This window comes from Brucella gallinifaecis (assembly GCF_006476605.1).
GTDB classification, from domain to species: domain Bacteria; phylum Pseudomonadota; class Alphaproteobacteria; order Rhizobiales; family Rhizobiaceae; genus Brucella; species Brucella gallinifaecis.
On record NZ_ML636803.1, the window covers coordinates 132769 to 154239 of the forward strand.

A 21471-nucleotide genomic window follows, 5' to 3' on the forward strand; every position below is an offset into this window, starting at 1 on the left:
TGATTTTCCATCAAGGGGAGCTTCGATATGTCTGATCCGCGCCATATAGCCATTATCATGGATGGTAATGGCCGTTGGGCCAAGGCGCGTGGTTTGCCGCGTAGCGCTGGCCACAGGGCTGGCGTCGAAGCTTTGCGTGAGACGGTAAGGGGTGCGGGTAATCGTGGCCTTGGTTATCTTACCCTTTTTGCATTTTCTTCGGAAAACTGGTCGCGTCCTTCCGGTGAGGTTGGCGATCTTATGGGATTGCTGAAGCTTTTCATCCGGCGTGATCTGGCCGAACTTCACCGCAACAATGTGCGGGTGCGCATTATTGGTGAGCGTGAAGGGCTGGCGTCGGATATTTGCAACTTGCTTGGTGAGGCTGAGTCTTTAACCCGGCACAATAGCGGCCTTAATCTTATTATCGCTTTCAATTACGGCTCGCGTGACGAGATTACCCGCGCTGTAAAAAGCCTTGCGCGGGATGTCGCTGCAGGGCTGCTTGATCCATCCTCTATTTCGGCTGATCTGATTTCTGCCAATCTTGATACGGCTGGTATTCCTGATCCAGATTTGATCATTCGCACAAGCGGTGAGATGCGATTGTCGAATTTTTTGCTTTGGCAGGCGGCTTATACAGAGTTTCTCTTTGTGCCGGGGCATTGGCCTGACTTCAAGCCAGCCGATCTGGATGAAGCATATGAAGTTTTCCGCCAGCGTGAAAGACGCTATGGCGGTATAGAAGTGCGTGAACAACAAGAAGAGTTTGTGTGCCCTTCGACCAATGGTGCAGCTGTGTGATGCGGCTCGCCCGCTATATCGAAAGGTATCAATGTCAAATCTGCAAACTCGTATTCTGACCGCTATTATTCTTGGAGCTGTCGCTCTCTGGCTGACCTGGGTTGGCGGGCTGGGATTCACGCTGTTCGCAATCGCTATTGGCCTTGCGATGTTTTATGAATGGACTGAACTCAGTGCATCGAAGCAGACAGCATTCTCCCGCGTGTTCGGCTGGGGATGGCTGATCATTGTTTCAGTTCTTCTCATTCTTGATCGCGGTGCCTTGCTGACTATCGGCGTATTGGTTGGTGGAACGGTTATTCTTTTGATAACCCAATGGAAAAACGGGCGGGGATGGTCTGCAAGCGGCCTTTTTTATGCCGGATTTTCCGCTATTTCGCTTTCACTCTTGCGTGGCGATGAGCCTTTTGGCTTTACAGCAATCTGTTTTCTTTTCGCAGTTGTTTGGTCAACTGATATTGCAGCCTATTTCAATGGCCGTGCATTGGGTGGACCTAAACTGGCGCCGCGCTTTTCGCCGAACAAGACATGGTCGGGAGCGCTTGGTGGAGCTGCGGCTGCAGTTGCCGGGGGGATTCTCGTTGCATCACTTGTTGCTGCACCGGGCAGCTTTATTGTACCATTACTGGCATTGTTATTGTCCATCATTTCACAGATCGGCGATCTGGCAGAATCATGGGTCAAGCGCCAATTTGGTGCAAAGGATTCTGGTCGTCTTCTGCCAGGCCATGGCGGTGTTCTTGATCGTGTGGATGGGCTTGTCGCAGCTGCGGCTCTTCTTTATTTATTTGGTGCGATTATGGCGGAGCCTGATGTCCCATCAGCTATCTTCTTTAATTTCTGATTGTGTATGAATTGGTAGGAGTGGTGATTTGCAGGAGGCTCTGGCCTTTTTTATCGGCAGCGAAAGTCTGCTCGTGGGAACGATAATCCCATTTCTGTTTGTGCTGTTGATTGTCGTTTTTGTGCATGAAATGGGACATTATCTTGTCGCGCGGTGGTGCGGCATTGGTGCCAGCGCATTTTCGATTGGTTTTGGCCCGGAGCTGATCGGCTTTAACGATAAGCACGGTACGCGCTGGAAATTGTCCGCGATCCCGCTTGGTGGTTACGTAAAATTCATTGGTGATGAAGACGCTACCAGTTCACCTGTTGGTGTGGATGTTTCCAAACTCTCTTCTGAGGAGCAGAGCAGGGCGTTTCCGGGGCAGCCTGTGTGGAAACGTGCTGCAACCGTTTTTGCCGGTCCTGCCTTTAACATCATTCTCACGGTGGTCATCTTTAGTGTATTTTTTGCTATGTATGGGCGGCAGATTGCTGATCCGCTTGTAGCAGGAGTTCAGCCTGACAGCCCGGCTGCTGTGGCCGGTTTTGAACCGGGTGATCGTTTTGTGAGCGTCGACGGCCAGAAGGTCACAACTTTTTCCGATGTTCAGCGAATTGTTTCTGGTCGCTCAGGTGACGAGTTGAATTTTACAGTTGAGCGCGACGGCAAGATGGTTGATCTGAAGGCCACACCAGCACTTGTCGAGCGCACAGACCCACTTGGTAACAAGGTCAAGATGGGGGCAATCGGTGTCGAGACAACGCAGGAAGTCGGTAATTTTCGCCGGGTTGAATATGGTCCGCTCGAATCAGTTGGACAGGCCATTGTGGAAACCGGGCATATTATCAGTCGCACCGGTGAGTTTTTTCAGCGCTTTGTTGTTGGGCGAGAAGACAAGTGCCAGCTTGGTGGGCCGGTAAAAATTGCCAATATGGCAGGGAAGGCGGCAAGTCAGGGATTCGACTGGCTTATCCAGCTGACCGCCATGCTTTCCATTGGTATCGGGCTTCTTAACCTGTTTCCACTGCCTCCGCTTGATGGTGGCCATCTGGTTTTTTATGCGGTGGAAGCGATTAAAGGCAGTCCGGTATCGGTTCGTGCACAGGAGCTTTTTTATCGAGTAGGCTTCCTCGTTGTTATGGGATTCATGGGGTTTGTGCTTTTCAATGACCTCTTTGCCTGCTAGATCACTTCCCGACTATTGACGGGAGCCGGGTTACGCTGCCAATCTTGTGTGACTCTGTATTCAAGAAACATCTGTTTGGCATAATGCTTTGCAGAGATGTTAAATGGAAATGAACATTGGGAGTGAGAACCGGAAAAGCGTAGTGTTTTGTTTACCATAATCGTTAAATCGCGTGGCATGGATGCCACGCTGGTTGCTTAAGTAAACAGATTTTAACCGCGACGCTTGCTTGTATGGAAAAACCGGTTATTACGGTTGTAGATATACGTGCATTTCTGGGAAAATCGCCCCGGGGACAGAAAGAAACGAAGGTTCGGAAAGCCTATGATGGCAAGTTCTAAATTCTTTGGCGCCGCTTCAGCGCTCGCAATGTCGGTTGCTCTTGTGGCTTCGGGTGGTGCCGTGCTCTCTCTGGCATCGGTTGCTGCTGCGCAGGCTGCGGTTGTCAATCGTATTGAAGTGCGCGGCAATGCGCGTGTTGATGCGCAAACGGTCCGGGATAATATCGGTATCAAGCCGGGCAAAGCTTTCAACAGCACTGACATTGATGAGGCTTTAAAGCGTCTCTATGCCATGGGCCTGTTCTCTGATGTTCGCATCAATCAGTCCGGCAATACGCTTGTCGTTCATGTTGATGAACGTTCGGTTGTTAATAATGTGCTGTTCCAGGGCAACAAGAAGATCAAGGATCCTGATCTTGCGCGTGCCGTTCAGCTCAAGGCACGTTCGCCTTATGATGCTGCGACGATGGAAGCCGATAAGGAGGCCATCAAGGGTGCTTATGCGCATATCGGACGCAGTGATGCGATCGTGAATGCACGTACAGTTGATCTTGGTCAGGGTCGCGTCAATGTGGTCTATGAGATCACTGAAGGCGGACGTACCAAGATTGCTGACATCAATTTTGTTGGCAATAATGCCTATGGTGCTCGTCGTCTTCGTGATGTTATCTCCACCAAGCGTTCGAACCCACTGTCATGGCTGACCCGTAACGACGTTTATGATGAAGGTCGTTTGCAGGCCGACGAAGAAGCGCTGCGCCGTTTCTACTATAATCGTGGCTATGCAGATTTCCGCGTATTGTCGTCGAATGCGACGCTTGATCCTGCAACAAACGAATATACGATCACCATCAATATCGATGAGGGTAATCGCTATAATTTTGGCGATATTTCGGTTGAAAGCACTGTTGAAGGTGTTGATACGCAGGCATTGAATGGCTTGGTAAAGACCCGCTCCGGCAAGGCTTACAGTGCCAAGGAAGTCGAGGATTCGGTTACTGCAATCACTGAAAACGTAGCTGGTAGCGGTTATGCTTTCGCCAAGGTTGAGCCACGCGGTGATCGTAACTTTGAAAACAACACGATTTCGGTTGTTTATAGCGTTGATCAGGGTCCGCGCGCTTATGTTGAGCGCATCGAGATTCGCGGCAACGACAAGACCCGTGATTACGTCATTCGTCGCGAATTCGACATGAATGAAGGTGATGCCTTCAATCAGGTCATGGTTCAGCGTGCCAAGCGTCGTCTTGAAGCGCTTGATTTCTTCCAGACGGTCAATGTTTCGACTGCGCCAGGTGCAGAGCCGGATCAGGTTATCCTGATTGTCGATGTTGTAGAAAAATCGACCGGTGAATTCTCGATCGGTGGTGGTTATTCGACTGGTGGTGAATCGCCGGGTGCGCAGGTTGAAGCTGCGATCACCGAGCGTAACTTCCTTGGTCGTGGCCAGTTTGTTCGAATCAGTGCGGGTGCCGGTCAGGACAAGATGCGTAATTACGCATTGTCCTTCACTGAGCCTTACTTCCTCGGTTATCGCATGTCGGCTGGCTTCGATGTGTTCCGTCGTTCGTACCGCGTTAGTAGCGGTGGTCGTTATGACGTTGAGCAGACTGGTGGTACGATTCGTTTCGGTCTTCCGATCACAGATAATTTCTCGGCTGGTATCGCGTATAATCTCGTGCAGGAAAAATATAACCTGTACATGACTGATGGCACAGGAAGACCTGATCCTGACTATTATGCGCCTGCACTTATTGAAGCTGGTGAAAATAGCCCATGGCTTCGCTCGTCCATCAGCTACTCGCTGACCTATAATTCCATCGATGATATGAAAAACCCGCATGATGGTATTTATGCGAAGTTCAATCAGGAATTTGCGGGTCTTGGTGGGGATGCGAAATACATCAAGACGACTTTCAAGGGTCAATATTATCAGACGCTTGCGCAGGAAGCTGACATTGTCGGTATGTTGGGCGTCGGTGCTGGCTATATCCATGAATTTGGTAATGATGGTGTTCGTATCTTCGATTTGTTCAAGAACAATTCGGATATGATCCGTGGTTTCAAATTCAACGGAATCGGCCCTTATCAGGATTCTGATGGCAAATATAGTAACCGCTATTGGCTGGGTGGGACGACTTATTTCAATGCGTCAGCCGAAGTCCAGTTCCCGATGCCAGTGGTTCCTGATAGCTTAGGTATCCGTGGCGCATTCTTTGCTGATGCTGCGACACTTTATGGGAATAATACGCCTGATGTTATGGGTGACGACAAGAAGCTTCGCGCTTCGGTTGGTGTCAGCTTGATGTGGGCATCGCCATTTGGTCCTCTCCGCTTCGATTACGCATTCCCGGTTGCGAAGGCTGATAGTGATAAGGTACAGAATTTCAACTTTGGCGTTTCGACCAAGTTCTAATAGATTTGCCTTTTCCCGGGGCAGATATGCCCCGGGCAAGAAAGTGCTTTGATGGCAGATCCAGTTTTCTTCAAGCCTTCTCGTGAACTAACGATTGGCGATATTGCAGACTTTACCGGTGCAAGTCTTCGTAACCCGAAGCTTGCACCGCGTGCTGTTGCGCGTTTGTCTTCTGTTAATGACGTGGGGGCGGATGCCCTTGTTTTTGTTGACGGTAAAAAGAACGCTGCGACTTTGGCAGGTAAAAAAGCTGCTGGAGTTTTATGCTCTGAGGACGTAGCCGAGAGCATTCCTTCTGATATAGCGGTTCTTGTTACCCGAAGCCCGCAGCGTGATTTTTCTTCCGTTGGACGGATGCTTTTCCCGGTATCTGTAAGGCCTGAAAGCTGGCTTGGTGAAACGGGTATTTCTCCCGCTGCTTTCATTCATCCAACAGCTAAAATTGAAGATGGCGCAACGATTGAGGCCGGCGCTTCGATTGGCCGGGGTGTGAGTGTCGGTTCTGGCACGCTTATTGCGGCGACAGCCGTTATTGGTGAAGGCTGCCAGATCGGCCGGGACAGCTATATTGCGCCGGGTGTTACTGTTCAATTTGCCATGATCGGCAATCGTGTCTCCCTGCATCCCGGTGTTCGTATTGGTCAGGACGGCTTTGGTTATGTTCCGGGGCCGCGTGGCCTTGAAAAAGTACCGCAGCTTGGTCGTGTCATTCTTCAGGATGATGTGGAGATTGGTGCGAATACGACGATTGATCGTGGTGCTTTGAACGACACATTTATCGGTGAGGGTACGAAGATCGATAATCTGGTGCAGATTGCACATAATGTGCGATTTGGCAGATTTTGCGTTGTGGCTGCACTTTGCGGCATCTCCGGCAGCGTTGTCATTGGCGATCAGACTATGATCGGTGGCAGTGTCGGGCTTGCTGATCATGTTGTTATTGGCTCGCGTGTGCAGATTGCCGCAGGAAGCGGCGTCATGAATGACATACCCGATGGTGAGCGTTGGGGGGGCGTCCCCGCTCGGCCTATCAAACAATGGTTCCGTGATATTGCGAATATCCGAAGCATCGGGAAACCAAGAAAGGAGCAATCCTCTGATGAGTGAAGCTAACCAGAAGCTGGAATCTGCCGACATTCAAACTATTATGGGTGCGCTCCCGCATCGTTATCCATTTCTGCTGATTGATCGCATTATCAATATCGAGGGTGATCAATCGGCTACGGGCATCAAAAATGTCACGATGAATGAACCGCATTTTACAGGTCATTTTCCTGGAAAACCGATTATGCCCGGTGTTTTGATTATTGAAGCCATGGCGCAGACTGCTGGTGCGATCACTGTTCTTAATCAGGGTTCTGACGCGCCAAGCCTTGTTTATTTTATGACAATTGATAAAGCCAAATTTCGCCGTCCTGTAGTTCCGGGTGATCAGCTTCACCTTCACGTGAAGAAGGTTAAACAGCGCGGAAATATATCTAAATATGAATGCGTGGCGGAAGTTGATGGCGTAAAGGTTGCGGAGGCTGAAGTCGCTGCGATGGTTGGCGTTGCCGAAGAAAAGGCGTGAGTACCTCAATGAAGGAAACTTTTATCCACCCTACCGCTCTTGTGGAGCAGGGTGTGGAACTTGGACAGGGCGTTTCAGTCGGTCCTTTTTGTCATGTTCAGTCTGGCGCCGTAATCGGCGATAATTCTGAACTGATGAGTCATGTTGTAATCAGCGATGCTGTTCGTCTTGGTATAAATGCCAAGGTTTACCCGCATGCAGTGCTGGGATGTGATCCGCAGAATGGCAAGCACAAGGGTGGTCCGACCACTCTGATCATCGGTGATAATAGTTTGATCCGTGAAGGTGTCACCATGCACCGCGGTTCAGATAGCAGTCGTGGTTTCACAAGCGTTGGCAATAATTGCCAGTTTCTTGCTTATGCCCATGTTGCGCATGATTGCGATGTTGGTGATCATGTTACTTTTGCAAATAATGTCATGATTGGTGGTCATGTTGAGATTGGGCATCATGCCATTTTAGGTGGTGGTTCTGCTGTCCACCAATTTACACGTGTTGGTCATCATGCTTTTGTTGGTGGTATGGCCGCACTTGCTCATGATCTTATTCCTTATGGCAGCGCAATTGGTAATCATGCCTATCTTGGTGGGCTGAATATTATCGGTATGAAACGTTCCGGTATGCAGCGTAAGGATATTCACAATTTGCGCCATGCCGTGCATATGCTGTTTGATCGCAGCAAGCCGGTGCGTGAGCGTGCGCAGGATGTGTTGAAGGCATTCCCTGGTTCCGATAGCGTAGCCGATCTTATTTCTTTCATTCTGGTGGAAAACAAGCGAGCCTATTGCACGCCACCACTTGGCTCGTCCATTGGTGGAGCGATGGATGACGGTGACGACGATTGATAGCTCAACAGGCGCAGTGAAGCGTCCGCGCACGGCTATTATTGCTGGCAATGGTCTGTTGCCGATCAAGGTAGCTGAAACGTTGAAGGCGGATGGAAATCCGCCTTTTGTGCTTCCATTGCGCGGTGAAGCTGATCCTTCACTTTACGAATATGAGCATCAGGAAATTTCCGCGATTGATTTCGGCCAGCTTATCCGTGCGATGCGTTCTGCCGGTGTTGGCAAGGTGGTTCTTGCCGGTGGACTTCGTAATCGACCACATTTGAGTGACCTCAAACTGAATTTGCCGACTTTGAGAGCTGCAAGATATGTCCTTGTTGCGCTTGGCCAAGGTGACGATGCATTGTTGCGTGCATTCATGCGGCTGCTTGAACGGTATGGTTTCAAGATGGTCGGGGCGCATGAAGTCGTGCCAGAATTACTCTCACCAACGCCCCCACGTGTACTGACAAGGCTCACACCGGATTCACATCAGCGTAAAAATATTATTCTGGCAATGGAAGCAGCGCTGCGTCTGGGTGAACTGGATGTGGGGCAGGGCGCAATTGCGTGCGGTGGCCGTGTCGTTGCCCTTGAAGGTGCCGAAGGTACAGACGAGATGATTGAGCGCGTATATGCGCTTCGTCAGGCTGGGCGTATCTCCAAGCGAGGCGGCGTGCTTGTCAAAATGGCAAAGCCACGACAGGATGAGCGTGCTGATTTGCCGGCAATCGGTATTTCAACTGTGGAAAATGCGGCCCGGGCAGGCTTGTCAGGCATTGCACTTGAGGCCGGACGTACCTTTATTCTTGGCCTGGGGGAAACCATTACGAGCGCCAATGAAAAAGGTTTGTTCATCGAGACGATCAGTCGGAACGCAAAGGATTAGAAACATTGAATAATATCAACCGGCCATTGAAAATAGCAATTGTGGCCGGCGAGGAGTCCGGTGATCTCCTCGGAGCTGATCTGATTGATGCTCTTAGGCGGCAGACGGACAGGTTGGTCGATCTTATCGGTGTGGGGGGAGACCATCTTGCAGCACGGGGACTCAAGACATTTTTTGACCCGCATGAAATTGCACTGATGGGCCTTGGGGCCATTCTCAAAAACCTGCCTGGCCTTATTTTTCGTATTCGACAGACTGCAAAGCAGATCGTTGCCGAGAAACCTGATTGCATCCTGCTGATCGATAGCCCGGAGTTCACCCATCGCGTGGCGAAGAAGATTCGCGCGGCTGATCCTTCTATACCAATTATAAAATATATAGCCCCCAGCGTTTGGGCATGGCGTCCGCAACGCGCCAAAGCCATGCGCTCCTATGTCGATCATGTTTTGACAATATTGCCATTTGAGGTGGAAGTAATGAAACGCCTCAATGGTCCGCAATCGACCTATGTCGGTCATCGGCTAAGCAGTTATGCGCCAATAGTGAAGGTGCAGGAAGCACAGCGCTCTGCTGAAGCGCAACGCTGGCCTGATGATAAGCGTTGTCTTTTACTACTCCCGGGTTCTCGGCGTGGCGAAATTCAGGCGCTTATGGAGCCTTTCGGCAAGGCTGTTGAAGAGCTTTCAAAGCGTTTCGACAAGCTCGAAATTATTCTGCCTACATTACCGCGTGTTGAAGAAATGGTGCGGGAACTTTCGAAAAACTGGGTCGTCAAACCACTTATCGTGACGGGGGATGAAGCCAAATGGGATGCTTTTGCGCGTGCAGATGCAGCTTTGGCTGCTTCCGGGACTGTTTCGCTGGAACTGGCTCTGTCGCATATTCCGACAGTGCTTTCTTATAAGGCTGATTGGTTTGCTCGTCAGTTTTTGATTTCCAGAATCACGATCTGGAGTGCTGCATTGCCCAATATTATAGCAGATCAACCAGTTGTCCCTGAATTTTTCAATGAATCGGTTCGACCAGGCAATCTAGCGCGTTACATTGAACAATTGATGCAGAAATCTGCATCACGTCAGGCGCAGATTAATGGTTTTGATAAGGTAACATCGATCATGGCAACTGAACGCCCATCGGGAGAGATTGGTGCAGCAGTTTTACTTGATCTTGCTGAAAATGGCCGAAAACATTGATTACTTAGAGTGCGTTTCGATCTGATTGAATCAGAGCAGCGCTCTAAATATCTGTTTTAACCCGTATCTTTGTCCGAAAACCGTTTCACCCTTTTCGGGATGCGCTCTAAAAAATGGACAAACAAAAACCCCGGTAAGTTGCCGGGGTTTTTGTTTTTGATTATTTGCGCTTTGCAACAGGCACGTAATCACGTTCCTGAGCACCTGTGTAGAGCTGGCGTGGACGCCCGATCTTCTGCTGTGGATCTTCGATCATTTCCTTCCACTGTGCCACCCAGCCAACAGTGCGGGCAAGGGCGAACAGAACCGTAAACATTTCGGTTGGGAAGCCGAGGGCCTTCAGAGTGATACCGGAATAGAAGTCAATGTTCGGGTAGAGCTTCTTTTCAATGAAATATTCATCGGTTAGAGCGATTTTCTCGAGTTCCAGAGCAACATCAAGAAGCGGATCATCCTTGATTCCGAGTTCGCTGAGAACTTCATGGCAGGTTTTCTGCATGATTTTCGCACGCGGATCGTAGTTCTTGTAAACGCGATGTCCAAAACCCATCAGACGGAACGGATCGTTCTTGTCTTTCGCACGGGCAATGAATTCCGGGATACGGTCAACAGATCCGATTTCAGCAAGCATGTTGAGCGCGGCTTCATTTGCGCCACCATGTGCCGGACCCCAGAGGCAGGCAACGCCAGCAGCAATACATGCAAACGGATTTGCGCCAGACGAGCCTGCAAGGCGAACCGTTGATGTCGAAGCGTTCTGCTCATGATCGGCATGAAGGATAAAGATACGGTCCATTGCACGGGCAAGAACCGGATTGACCTTGTATTCCTCACAAGGAACGCCAAAGCACATATGCAGGAAGTTCGCCGCGAAATCGAGGTCGTTCTTCGGATACATGAATGGCTGGCCAATATGGTATTTATAGGCCATTGCAGCGAGGGTTGGCAGCTTGGCGATCAGACGAATTGAAGCAACCATACGCTGATGCGGATCGGTTATGTCTGTTGAATCGTGATAGAATGCTGACATTGCTCCAACGCAACCAACAATCACGGCCATCGGATGTGCATCACGGCGAAATCCGGTGAAGAATTTGGTCATCTGCTCATGGACCATCGTGTGACGGGTCACACGGTAATCGAAATCTGCCTTCTGGGTTGCGGTTGGCAGTTCACCATAAAGCAGCAGGTAGCAGGTTTCCAGAAAATCACCATGTTCAGCAAGCTGATCAATCGGATAGCCACGATAAAGCAGGATGCCGTCATCGCCATCGATATAGGTTATCTTTGATTCGCAAGATGCGGTCGAAGTGAAGCCTGGATCGTAAGTGAATGCATGCGCATTCTTGTAAAGTGGACCAATGTCAACAACGTCTGGCCCGACAGTGCCTTGTCGTACAGGCAGGTCAAAAGTTTTGCCGTCGAGGGTAAAGCTAGCTGTCTTATCTGACATCGTGTTTCCTTTCGTGTCCACTTTGCCACCCGATGTGGCGGCTGAATTTTTAATCGTCGTTATAACTTGTCTCTTGTAACACGGTGTGTTTCCCACATGGACAGGAAAGCACACAACTTCTTTATGCTTCCCGCGCGTGTGGAGTAACGCATTTTCAACGTATTATCCAAACGATTTTGCACGCCAAACTATCCCAATGATTTTGTGATGCAATGCGTAATTTGTACTAATTAAGCCGGTTTTGTCACGTCAGCGTGAAAGCGCACAGTTCAAACGATTTGATCTTTTATGCGCGCAAGTGACTCTTCACGGCCAAGGACAAACAATACATCGAATACACCCGGAGAAGTCGCCCTGCCTGTAAGGGCGGCACGCAGAGGTTGTGCTACCTTTCCAAGTTTCAAGCCTACAGCTTCTGCATGGGCACGGACAGCCGCATCCAGAGCATCCACGGTCCATTCATTGACTGATTCCAGATGAGGCAGAACGGCTTTCAAAACTTCGCGACCTTCGTCATTGAGCAATGACGCAGCCTTTTCATCAAATACAAGCGGACGTTTGGCAAAGATAAACTTTGCGCCATCAACAAGTTCGACCAGTGTTTTTGCACGATCTTTGAGACCAGGCATTGCAGTCAGAAGTTGGGCGCGTCCCTTCTCATCGAGAGAGGCTTCAAGCTCCTTGCCGCCTTCGATTTCTGGTAATACTGCAATCAGCGCATCGAAAAGAGCTTTGTTATCGCTGGCGCGCATATAAAGGCCGTTGATAGCTTCAAGTTTCTGAAAATCAAAACGTGCCGCACCCTTGTTGATATCGGTGACGTCAAACCATTCGATCATCTGTTCGGTCGACATGATCTCATCGTCACCATGGCTCCAGCCAAGGCGGACAAGATAATTGCGAAGAGCTTCCGGCAGATAGCCCATGGCCCGATAGGCATCAACGCCCAACGCGCCGTGGCGCTTTGAAAGTTTTGCGCCATCCGCACCATGAATGAGCGGTATATGCGACATTTGCGGGACTTCCCAGCCCATAGCGTCGTAGATAACGGTCTGGCGTGCTGCATTGGTCAAATGGTCATCACCGCGGATGATGTGCGTAACACCCATGTCATGGTCGTCGACAACAACAGCATGCATATAGGTTGGCGTTGCATCCGAACGCAGAATGATGAAATCATCAAGATCCTTGTTGGGGAAGTGCACGTCTCCCTGTACAGCATCGCGTACAATGGTTTCACCGTCACGTGGTGCCTTGATTCTGATGACGGGCTTTACACCGGCAGGAGCTTCTGAAGGATCGCGATCACGCCAGCGACCATCATAGCGCGGCGGACAGCCTTCAGCGCGGGCCTTCTCACGCATTTCATCAAGTTCTTCCGGTGTTGCGTAGCAATAATAGGCTTTGCCGCTGGCGACCAGTTCTTCAGCAACTTCACGATGACGCGGAGCGCGTTCGAATTGGGAAATTGGAGCGCCATCCCAATCCAGACCAAGCCAGTTCAAACCGTCGAGAATCGCAGCTGTTGCGGCTTCCGAAGAGCGCTCCCGATCCGTATCTTCGATACGCAGCAGCATTTTGCCACCAGTATGTTTTGCATATAGCCAGTTGAAAAGAGCCGTACGGGCTCCGCCTATATGCAGAAAGCCCGTGGGCGAAGGGGCAAAACGGGTAACGACCGGTTTCGACATGACAGCTCCACTGTATCAGAGCCTCGCTAGACTGCGGCAGGGGGCCGAGCACGAGGTGGAATTTTAATATTTAATGCCCGTTTAACCATAGTTTGCAGGCAACAAGGTTTCTTATCAGAAGAAGCCTCTCGATTTTAGTTGAAGTTCATGTAGCATAGGCAGCACTGTGCGCAAGGGTTTCCCTATTCTTTCGCACCGTTCTGGTATCCTTCTTAGGTATGACGAGGGCACTTTTGCAGTCAGGCGGGGGCATGACGGGCATAAGGGACGTTGAAGAGATCAGTGAACGGGCATTTGTCAAAGACATGCCTGATGGAATGGTTCGCGCACTTATTTCTGAACCCTGGGTGCCATATAAAGCAAATGAAGAATTATCGCCAGTTCTGCTGCAACGTCATTTAAGTCTCGTCGACAGGCTATTGCTTTTAAAGCGCCTCATCTGGAGCAATCTGGCAGAAGCCGCGAATCGGGAAATAGCTCGTGGTATATTTTTCCTGCTATTCCCGGTCTTTATGGGTATCGGGGCAATTGTTTATTTCACGCTTTCATTTGAGCCGGGTTGGTTGCCGGTTGTTTCGATCTTTCTTGCTATTGGCATTAGCCGTTTTGTGTTTAGAAAATATTTTTTGCCTGCTCAATTATTGACATTGATCATGGCGTTGCTTCTTGGAATCGTTGCCGGAAAGTTTGAGACAGAGTGGCGTGCAACGCAAATACTGGGTTCAGAAGTCGCTACACGCATAACCGGACGCGTGGTTGCACTGGAATATCGCGATAATGGTAGTTGGCGTGTAACGCTTGACCTGCTTGAAACAGAGCGGCCAACGCTTCGTTATGCACCACAGCGTATCCGTATAACTGCACGTGATATTCCGGCGAGTACGACGATCGGACGTGGATTGACAGGTTTTGCTCGTCTGCGTGTACCTTCTGGCCCTGTGCGGCCAGGGAATTATGATTTTGCCTTCCACGCTTATTTTAGTGGAATCGGTGCGAATGGTTTTTTTCTGGGTACACCTAAAATTGTGAACGTTTTAGAACCGGATGGCATGTTCGCGCAAGTGGCAGCCGCAATTGCCGGATTGCGCGTACATGTTTCAGAGCGCATTGCTGAAGTGTTGTCGGGGGAGGATGGTAGTGTTGCGGCGGCGCTGATTGCAGGGGAACGCGCAGGCATCAGTGAAGAGACAAATGAAGACTTACGAAAGGCAGGGCTTGCCCATATTCTGTCAATTTCGGGATTGCACATGGTACTCGCCGCAGGCGTAGTCATGATGTCCCTGCGGTCTCTTTTTGCTCTCTTTCCTGCGTTCAGTGCACGATATGCCGTGAAGAAATATGCAGCTTTTATCTCTCTTTTAAGTTGCACTTTCTATCTTGGTTTGTCCGGCGCTGATGTCGCTGCGCAACGAAGTTATGTGATGATTGTTGTTATGCTTTGCGCCGTACTAGTCGATCGAGCTGCAATAAGCATGCGTAATCTTTCAATTGCATTTGTGGCAATGGTTGCAATTTCACCGCATGAAATTCTCGGTCCGAGTTTTCAAATGTCATTTTCTGCTACAGCTGGATTGATTGCAGCCTTTGCCTGGTGGAGTGAGAGAAAAGCTCGTCAACAAACTGTTTTTGAAAATCGTCGTGCATTGCCGCCTGGGATTGCTTCAAAAATATTAACACCGGCGGTGGCAACGGGTGCGACTTCTGTCGTTGCAGGTGTGGCCAGCGGAATTTTTGCAGCTTATCATTTCAATAATACGGCTCCGTTTGGTCTTGTTGGAAATATTCTGGCTCTGCCTGTTATTTCTATTCTGGTTATGCCGTTTGCGGTTCTTAGCTTATTGTTGATGCCGCTCAATCTCGATTGGCTGCCACTTCAAATTATGGGCTTGGGCGTCTTTCTGGTTCGGCAGATCGCAAGTTTTGTTGCGAGTTTTTCACCTGATGGAAACCCTGGTGTCATGCCAGCAGCTACGCTTGTTCTCTGGACGCTGGCGCTTGTTATTGCCGTTGTGTTTACGACTAGATTGCGAATATTGGCATTGCCCTTTGTCGCTGCTGGTCTCATCATTTTTATAAGAACACCGCTGCCGGATATTCTTGTGAGTGAAGATGCGAAGTTTGTTGCCGTGCGGCTTGCTGATGGTAATTTTGCGGTTAATCGTAACAGACCACCTAAATTTACAGCAACAAATTGGCAGACAGCCTATTTGATAGATAGGTTTATTCCACCACAGAGTTTGAAAGAACAGAGTTCAGTATCCTCAGAGGATGCTTTCGTTTGTGAGCAAGGCTTGTGTACGATTGCGTTACGGGACGGAAGGATGTTGGCGTATACGGCAGATGAAGCAATGAAAGATGTTGCCTGCAATATTGGTGATATTGTCGTTCTTGGCGTGGCTGGGAAAAAAATAAATTGCCAAGGTTCAAGCGTATTGATGATAAGTCGACAGGAATTGGCCTTAAAAGGTACGCTTGAACTCAGGTTAGGGGATAGGCTGCCACTAACAAATGATGCCCTAACCAGCTCAGCAGATCAGGAAGCCACCAGCGAGAAGATAATTTATCGCTTCGCATCACCTCAATTGCATCACTTGGCAGATTATTCTGATCAATTAAGTTTTTCAGTTGATGCGCCCACACGCCCTTGGCACATTCATCGTCTATATTCTCGAGAAGCACGCGGATTGCCCGATCGTAAATATCAAAAGAAGACGAATGCTAAAACGAGCTACTTTTAAGTGGTATGCACCTTGATTGAAACACTAGGGTCAGGACCCATTAATTTGATGAGAATGGCATCTGAAATGACAAGATATGCAAGGAGAGACGTGAGGACCGGGGTGGTTCCCCCGGTTGAGCGGCTCGACGCAGCAGATCGTCACGTCATTTCGATGTCCGAAGGATGTGGCCCATCCGCCCGGCTTACTTCGTCGGAAAAGCTTGAAAATAAACCACATTTCCTTCGCCTTTTCTTCTCATATCCGAACGGATGGCCTCACACTATTCCCGTCAAATCAATGAGTCCTGACCCTAGAGCCCTTGCAAGCAACAACCAAGGTGCCTTACTGAAAACATAGTGTATTTTATGCAGTTTAGTAACGCCGGATTAAGCCAATCAGCTTGCCCTGTACTTGCACCCGATCGGGTCCAAAAATACGGGTTTCATAGGCTGGATTGGCGGCTTCGAGCGCAATTGATGCACCTTTGCGGCGAAAGCGTTTCAAAGTGGCTTCCTCGTCATCGACCAGGGCGACAACAATTTCGCCTGGATTGGCCGTGTCGCCGCGTTTAATGATGACAGTATCGCCATCGAAAATTCCGGCATCAATCATCGAGTCACCTTTGACTTCCAGTGCATAATGCTCACCTGCACTGAGCATTTCTGGCGGCAAACTTAATGAATGTGTTTGATTCTGGATTGCCGAGATTGGTACACCGGCAGCAATGCGCCCCATCACAGGTACGGAAACCATAGTTTGGGAATCATCATTGGCAGTTGCCGGGGTTGGACGCACCGAAGGCGGAGGCGATTTTCCCAAGCTTCCTTCAATAACACTTGGTGCAAATTTTCGCTGAGAATTCAAGCCGGGTGCAATCGAATCCGGTAGCCGCAACACTTCCAGCGCCCGCGCACGATTGGGAAGCCGGCGAATGAAGCCACGCTCTTCAAGTGCAGTAATGAGCCTGTGAATGCCTGATTTTGAAGCAAGATCGAGGGCTTCTTTCATTTCATCAAAAGATGGAGGGATGCCAGTCTCTTTCATACGTTCATGAATGAACAACAGAAGCTCGTGTTGTTTACGGGTTAACATGCGCTGCACCCTCCAGACCAGAATCAAATAAAAACAAAACCAGAACGAACACTATATGTTCCAGTCTTGTTCTGCAATGGTTTTAAAATAATTAATGTGGTGGTGGAGGGGCGGAAGCTAATTGGGATTAAGGGCGATTAACATTATGGAAATTAGCGCCATTCGGCCTAATGGTGCAGTATCGCACACTCGACCGATCAGTTAACAGAACCTCGCACGCCCGACGCTGGCTCACCCCATGCTGCTTGCAGACATGAACTACAGGTCCCGCTTCACCACGGGCGTCACCATTTCTTTGAGGCGATATCCTTCAAAATGGATATTTATATCTTTTGCAGCTGCTTCATACGGGGGGCTATTTTCCACCTTTGGGAAAAAGATTGGGACGGTGATTACTGGGTGAAAAGGTGCGGTAGTGGTGCGGGATTATTCAATGTAATCAAGGGGAGAAATACGGCACAAGGTAAGAGTGCCGTATTGAATTAATTTAGCAAAAACAATTCATTAGGTGTATTTTGTCAATACTAGGCTGGTATTTTGTCCACCAAAGCCAAATGAGTTGGAAAGAACGCTGGACACTTGTGCTTCACGCTTTACATTTGGCACGACATCCAGCGGGATTGCCGGGTCTGGATTGTCGTAATTGATGGTCGGGGGCAAAGTGCCAGTTTCAATTGTCAGCAATGAAAACACGGCTTCAATTGCACCGGCTGCGGTCAGGGCGTGACCAATCATCGACTTGTTGGACGAAACCGGGATTGAGGAAATTTTCTCGCCAAATACTGTGGAAAGAGCGAGATATTCCATCTTGTCGTTTTCAGGTGTCGAAGTGCCGTGTGCATTGACATAGCAAAGCTGATCTTCGGTGAGGCCAGCATCTGCAAGAGCTGCACGCACGGTACCCATTGCGGGTGAAGCGTCGGGCTTTGAGCGGGTGCGGTGGAAGTCGTCAGCCTTTTCGCCGCAACCAGCCAGAATGCCCAAAACTTTTGCACCACGCGCAATTGCACTTTCAAGTGATTCCATTACCAATGCGCCCGAACCTTCAGCCATCGCAAAGCCATCGCGATCTTTCGAGAAAGGTTTTGATGCTTTTTCCGGCTTGTCGTTCTGCGTGGATAGCGCTGAAAGCAGCGAGAAACGAATAAGCGATTCAGCCGATACCGAACCGTCGGTGCCGATTGAAAGAACGCGCTCGCTTTCGCCACGGCGAATGGCTTCAACGCCAAGCTGGATCGCTGTTGCGCCAGAGGCGCATGCGGTTGAGAGCGTTACCGGCAGGCCACGTGTACCGAATGCTTCGGACAGCCGCTCGGCGATATAACCAAATTGTGTTGTGTTAAAAAGCTCATCTTGTCGCGCACGGCGACAGGCTTCCAGCAGTAACTGATAGCTGGCCGGACCTGCATCCTTGATACTTGCATCAAGTGCAAAGCGGCTTTTCCAGTCAAGCTCTACCGGAGGGGCTGCAAGAAACAGCGGTCCGCCAAAGTTGCTCACTGAAAAACCGGATTGCGCAAGCGCTTCTTCACCAGCAAGACGTGCAAGCGCTTCAGACAGTGCCGAAGAGCCCACATTGCTTTCCGGCAGAAAATCCACAGTACCCGCAAAGCGGGTTTTCAGGCTTTCCGTTGGAAAACGGCTAATTTCATGAATGCCGGAACGTCCACTGGTCAGCGCTTCCCAATTATCTTTCTTGCCCTGTCCGAGCGAGGAAACAACACCTGCACCAGTAATGGCAACGATAGGACGGCCGAGATGGTCTGTATATTTTGTCATCTTATGCTCTCACCAGCTTCGCAGCACCTTCAGCGCGTGTTGCGCCAATGGTGGTGACAATGGCTTCGCTCACAGTTTTGTCGAAAGGCTTTTCGGATGCGCTGCAAGGTCCGAAAGCTTCACCTTTCCAGACAGAAAGGGCCGCGAGTGCAAGGGCTAACGGAAATTGTGCCTCACGCAAATGTCCAGTCAGGCTGGCAATGCCACGATAGGTTGAGGAAAGCGTATCCAGTGCAGCTTTTTCGGCACTTGTTGCTTCATGTGCGCCAGACGCACCTGAAATTACATATTCAGGCTCTTTGCCGTCATTGGCCGAAAGCAGTAATTCATGCACGGTTTTCGTAAGATGGGCCGCATTGCGGCGGATTTGCTTGCTTTCAATACCGGCAATTTCTGCATAGGCGCGTGCACCGCGCTTTTGCGCATGGTCTGCGCTTTCCAGCACCAGAAAAACACCGCCAGAACCGGAAATCATGCCGCCGCCGGCGCTGCCTTCACGCTCCCAGACGGGGGACCAGCCGTCATGTTTCAGCAATCCGCCAAGCTCATGACCAAGAATCATATCGAAATGTTCGGCATTATACGAACCGCCAACCAGCGCATGGGTGCTCTGGCCGGAACGAATGCGAGCTGCCGCTGTTTCAATTGCTGAAATGCCAGAACCTTCTTCGCCCATGAATGTGCGCGATGATCCAGTCACTTTATGTACGATGGAAATATTGCCAGCCAACAGATTGGAAAGCTGGGCCAGAAACAGGGTAGGGCGCAGCTCGGTTGAAAGTTTCTCGTTGAGCATGACGCCGCGATTATTGCTGACGCGGCCTTCTTCGAGAATCTGCATATCGACTGTGATGTCGCGTTCGCCGCCACCGGCGCCCACAATCATATCCATGCTCGCGCAAAGAGCTTCGTCGTCCTTGATCCCTGCATCTTCAAGTGCAAGGCCTGCCGCATAGGTGCCAAGCCGCTGCCAGGTTTCCATCTGGCGCTGATCACCACGCTTGGGGATCTGCAACCCCCAGTCGACTTCGCCCAGAGGGTGAACTGTGTATGGCGCGAAAGCCTCTTTTTCGAGATGCGGTTCGGAACCTCCCCTCGAGAAAGCATTCCAATGAGCATCCAGCCCTTCGCCTAGCGATGAGATGATGCCAATGCCGGTAATGACGACTTTATTGCTCTGCATGGTTCGGTCTGCCCGTAATGCTGTGCCCAAGAATGCTGTTTTCAGGAATGCTTGCCGGTTCCTGAAACGGAAGCAGGGCGAACACGGATGTTCACCCTCTCATACTGCCAGTTTGCGAGGCTGCTTAGCCCTTCTTGGCTGCAACCAGCTCGTCAATTTTGGCACAAAGGTTTTTGAGCACGAAATATTCTTCGGTCGGTGCTTTGCCTTCGTTGACTTCCTGAGTCCACTGTTCCAGTGGAATCTTGATGCCAAACTCTTTATCGATCGCAAATACGATGTCGAGGAAGTCAAGGCTGTCGATGCCAAGATCATCAATAGTGTGGCTATCCGGCGTGATTGTATCACGGTCGATTTCGCTTGTTTCGGCAATGATGTCGGCGACTTTGTCAAAAGTAGAGGACAAGTTTCGATTCCTTTATTCCTGCGATGCCTCAACAGGCATTCGTCTGAGTATCTGCGCGTATCTAGCGTGTTTCCGGCGATAGGGAAAGTCATATTGCTTTCACAATATCCAGAGCGTTAAACGCGCATATAAGGTGTCTGCTATGCGAAGCGCAACATATCGCACATTACAAAATTTAAAAATGCTTTTGAAAACAGCTTGTTCAAGGCTCGTTTCTGATACGTTTGATAAAGTACCATAATCCAACGGCTGCACATGCAAGCATGACAATCGCAAGCGCATATTGCACAGGACCGCTACCGGATGCGATTGCTGCGAGGCCAGATGCCGCACTGCCCATAGTTCCAAGCGCTTCGGGGTGTTTCAGTGCTGTTGTCAGGGCTGTATCGCTCTGGCGAGCTTTCGCAATCGCATTGTCTTCTATCGTTTCTGAGCCTGCGGAAGTGATGACAGATGGCTTGGCTGCAAGCGCCAGAGCACGCGTACGGACACGCTCAACCCGTGCCAGCCAGCCTTTGCCAAATGTTGCGGCTGTGGACAATCCTTTGAGCCATTCTGCGCGTGCATCACAAAGCGCATTGATGATTTCCTCTGGTGAATGGGCGGAGACAGCTGCAACTGTTCTGGCTCCAATCACCCCATCCTGTGGCTGGTCGATAATCGCTTGCAGTGTTTTTGCTGCACGTCCCGGGCCGGAATTGACCGCAAAATCGAACACAGCGTAATCAACGCCGGAAGGCAGATCGTCACCATCAATCTTGTTCCAGAATTGCTGCTGATAAATTTTTGTTGCTTCTGCCTGTGTCAGATTTTTTACATCTTGTGGTGATGCCTGTGCATTATTCCATGCAGATAATGTATTTATGGTAATTCCCATATTGGTTGCGCCACCGGGATCGTGAGGATTGTCAACAAATCCGCCTTCTTCATTGAATAGATATGGCATAACTTTTTTGAAATTGGCTTTCATGAGAAAAAACCTCAATCTATATATTAATAATATTAAAATAATACTTTATTATAGCGGATGTTATCCTAATTATTGATGAATTAATACCATATTTAATTGTATTGGTGAATTGAAGTCAGCTTAAGAGAACTCAGCCAATCATTTTGTTTGCCTCTTGCGTATCAGAAGGTGATGTTGCTTGATGTTGCGCAGAAACTCGATGAAAATGG

General features: G+C 49.8%; 17 protein-coding genes. 10 read left to right on the forward strand and 7 right to left on the reverse strand.

The window, feature by feature from the left end; genetic code table 11:
* Nucleotides 1–27 precede the first annotated feature (27 nt).
* The 9 genes from FHY56_RS07260 (at nucleotide 28) to lpxB (ending at nucleotide 9968) form a co-directional block, all read left to right on the forward strand.
* The gene (locus tag FHY56_RS07260) at nucleotides 28–783 is read left to right on the forward strand and encodes an isoprenyl transferase (protein WP_140904510.1); all 756 of its coding nucleotides are present in this window, start codon (nucleotides 28–30) and stop codon (nucleotides 781–783) included.
* A gap of 31 nt (nucleotides 784–814) precedes the next feature.
* Nucleotides 815–1627, forward strand: a complete 813-nt coding sequence (locus FHY56_RS07265; RefSeq protein WP_140904511.1) for a phosphatidate cytidylyltransferase — start codon at nucleotides 815–817, stop codon at nucleotides 1625–1627.
* A gap of 28 nt (nucleotides 1628–1655) precedes the next feature.
* Nucleotides 1656–2795, forward strand: a complete 1140-nt coding sequence (gene rseP / locus FHY56_RS07270; protein ID WP_140904512.1) for an RIP metalloprotease RseP — start codon at nucleotides 1656–1658, stop codon at nucleotides 2793–2795.
* 324 nt (nucleotides 2796–3119) lie between these two features.
* On the forward strand, nucleotides 3120–5492 hold the full coding sequence (gene bamA / locus FHY56_RS07275) for an outer membrane protein assembly factor BamA (protein WP_140904513.1): 2373 nt from the start codon (nucleotides 3120–3122) through the stop codon (nucleotides 5490–5492).
* Nucleotides 5493–5543: 51 nt separating this feature from the next.
* Nucleotides 5544–6599, forward strand: a complete 1056-nt coding sequence (gene lpxD, locus FHY56_RS07280) for a UDP-3-O-(3-hydroxymyristoyl)glucosamine N-acyltransferase (protein WP_140904514.1) — start codon at nucleotides 5544–5546, stop codon at nucleotides 6597–6599.
* Complete coding sequence (gene fabZ, locus FHY56_RS07285) at nucleotides 6592–7062, forward strand: 3-hydroxyacyl-ACP dehydratase FabZ (RefSeq protein WP_140904515.1); 471 nt, start codon at nucleotides 6592–6594, stop codon at nucleotides 7060–7062. The genes lpxD and fabZ overlap by 8 nt, the downstream gene beginning before the upstream one ends.
* A gap of 8 nt (nucleotides 7063–7070) precedes the next feature.
* A complete protein-coding gene (lpxA, locus tag FHY56_RS07290; RefSeq protein ID WP_140904516.1) occupies nucleotides 7071–7907 on the forward strand; it encodes an acyl-ACP--UDP-N-acetylglucosamine O-acyltransferase in 837 nt (278 codons plus the stop codon).
* Nucleotides 7888–8775: an LpxI family protein gene (locus tag FHY56_RS07295; RefSeq protein WP_140904517.1), complete on the forward strand. Its 888-nt coding sequence runs from the start codon at nucleotides 7888–7890 to the stop codon at nucleotides 8773–8775. The genes lpxA and FHY56_RS07295 overlap by 20 nt, the downstream gene beginning before the upstream one ends.
* A 5-nt stretch (nucleotides 8776–8780) precedes the next feature.
* Nucleotides 8781–9968, forward strand: a complete 1188-nt coding sequence (gene lpxB, locus FHY56_RS07300) for a lipid-A-disaccharide synthase (RefSeq protein WP_140904518.1) — start codon at nucleotides 8781–8783, stop codon at nucleotides 9966–9968.
* A gap of 160 nt (nucleotides 9969–10128) precedes the next feature.
* On the opposite strand, the gene gltA is transcribed toward lpxB, so the two are convergent.
* Nucleotides 10129–11421: a citrate synthase gene (gltA, locus tag FHY56_RS07305; protein ID WP_140904519.1), complete on the reverse strand. Its 1293-nt coding sequence runs from the start codon at nucleotides 11419–11421 to the stop codon at nucleotides 10129–10131.
* A 269-nt stretch (nucleotides 11422–11690) separates the two neighbouring features.
* Nucleotides 11691–13112 (reverse strand): glutamate--tRNA ligase, encoded by a 1422-nt coding sequence (gltX, locus tag FHY56_RS07310; RefSeq protein ID WP_140904520.1) that lies wholly within the window; start codon nucleotides 13110–13112, stop codon nucleotides 11691–11693.
* Between the two features lie 251 nt (nucleotides 13113–13363).
* Here gltX and FHY56_RS07315 point away from each other — a divergent pair, with 251 nt between their 5' ends.
* Nucleotides 13364–15850, forward strand: a complete 2487-nt coding sequence (locus FHY56_RS07315; RefSeq protein WP_140904521.1) for a ComEC/Rec2 family competence protein — start codon at nucleotides 13364–13366, stop codon at nucleotides 15848–15850.
* A gap of 354 nt (nucleotides 15851–16204) precedes the next feature.
* On the opposite strand, the gene lexA is transcribed toward FHY56_RS07315, so the two are convergent.
* From lexA to FHY56_RS07340, 5 genes are all read right to left on the reverse strand, one after another.
* Nucleotides 16205–16924, reverse strand: coding sequence for a transcriptional repressor LexA (lexA, locus tag FHY56_RS07320; protein WP_140904522.1), 720 nt, complete (start codon nucleotides 16922–16924; stop codon nucleotides 16205–16207).
* Between the two features lie 504 nt (nucleotides 16925–17428).
* Entirely contained in the window at nucleotides 17429–18703 is a 1275-nt protein-coding gene (locus tag FHY56_RS07325) for a beta-ketoacyl-ACP synthase (protein WP_140904523.1), read from the reverse strand.
* 1 nt (nucleotide 18704) lies between these two features.
* Nucleotides 18705–19886 (reverse strand): beta-ketoacyl-ACP synthase, encoded by a 1182-nt coding sequence (locus FHY56_RS07330; protein WP_140904524.1) that lies wholly within the window; start codon nucleotides 19884–19886, stop codon nucleotides 18705–18707.
* A gap of 124 nt (nucleotides 19887–20010) precedes the next feature.
* Entirely contained in the window at nucleotides 20011–20292 is a 282-nt protein-coding gene (locus FHY56_RS07335; protein WP_024897522.1) for an acyl carrier protein, read from the reverse strand.
* A 202-nt stretch (nucleotides 20293–20494) separates the two neighbouring features.
* A complete protein-coding gene (locus FHY56_RS07340; RefSeq protein WP_140904525.1) occupies nucleotides 20495–21262 on the reverse strand; it encodes a glycoside hydrolase family 108 protein in 768 nt (255 codons plus the stop codon).
* Nucleotides 21263–21471 lie beyond the last annotated feature (209 nt).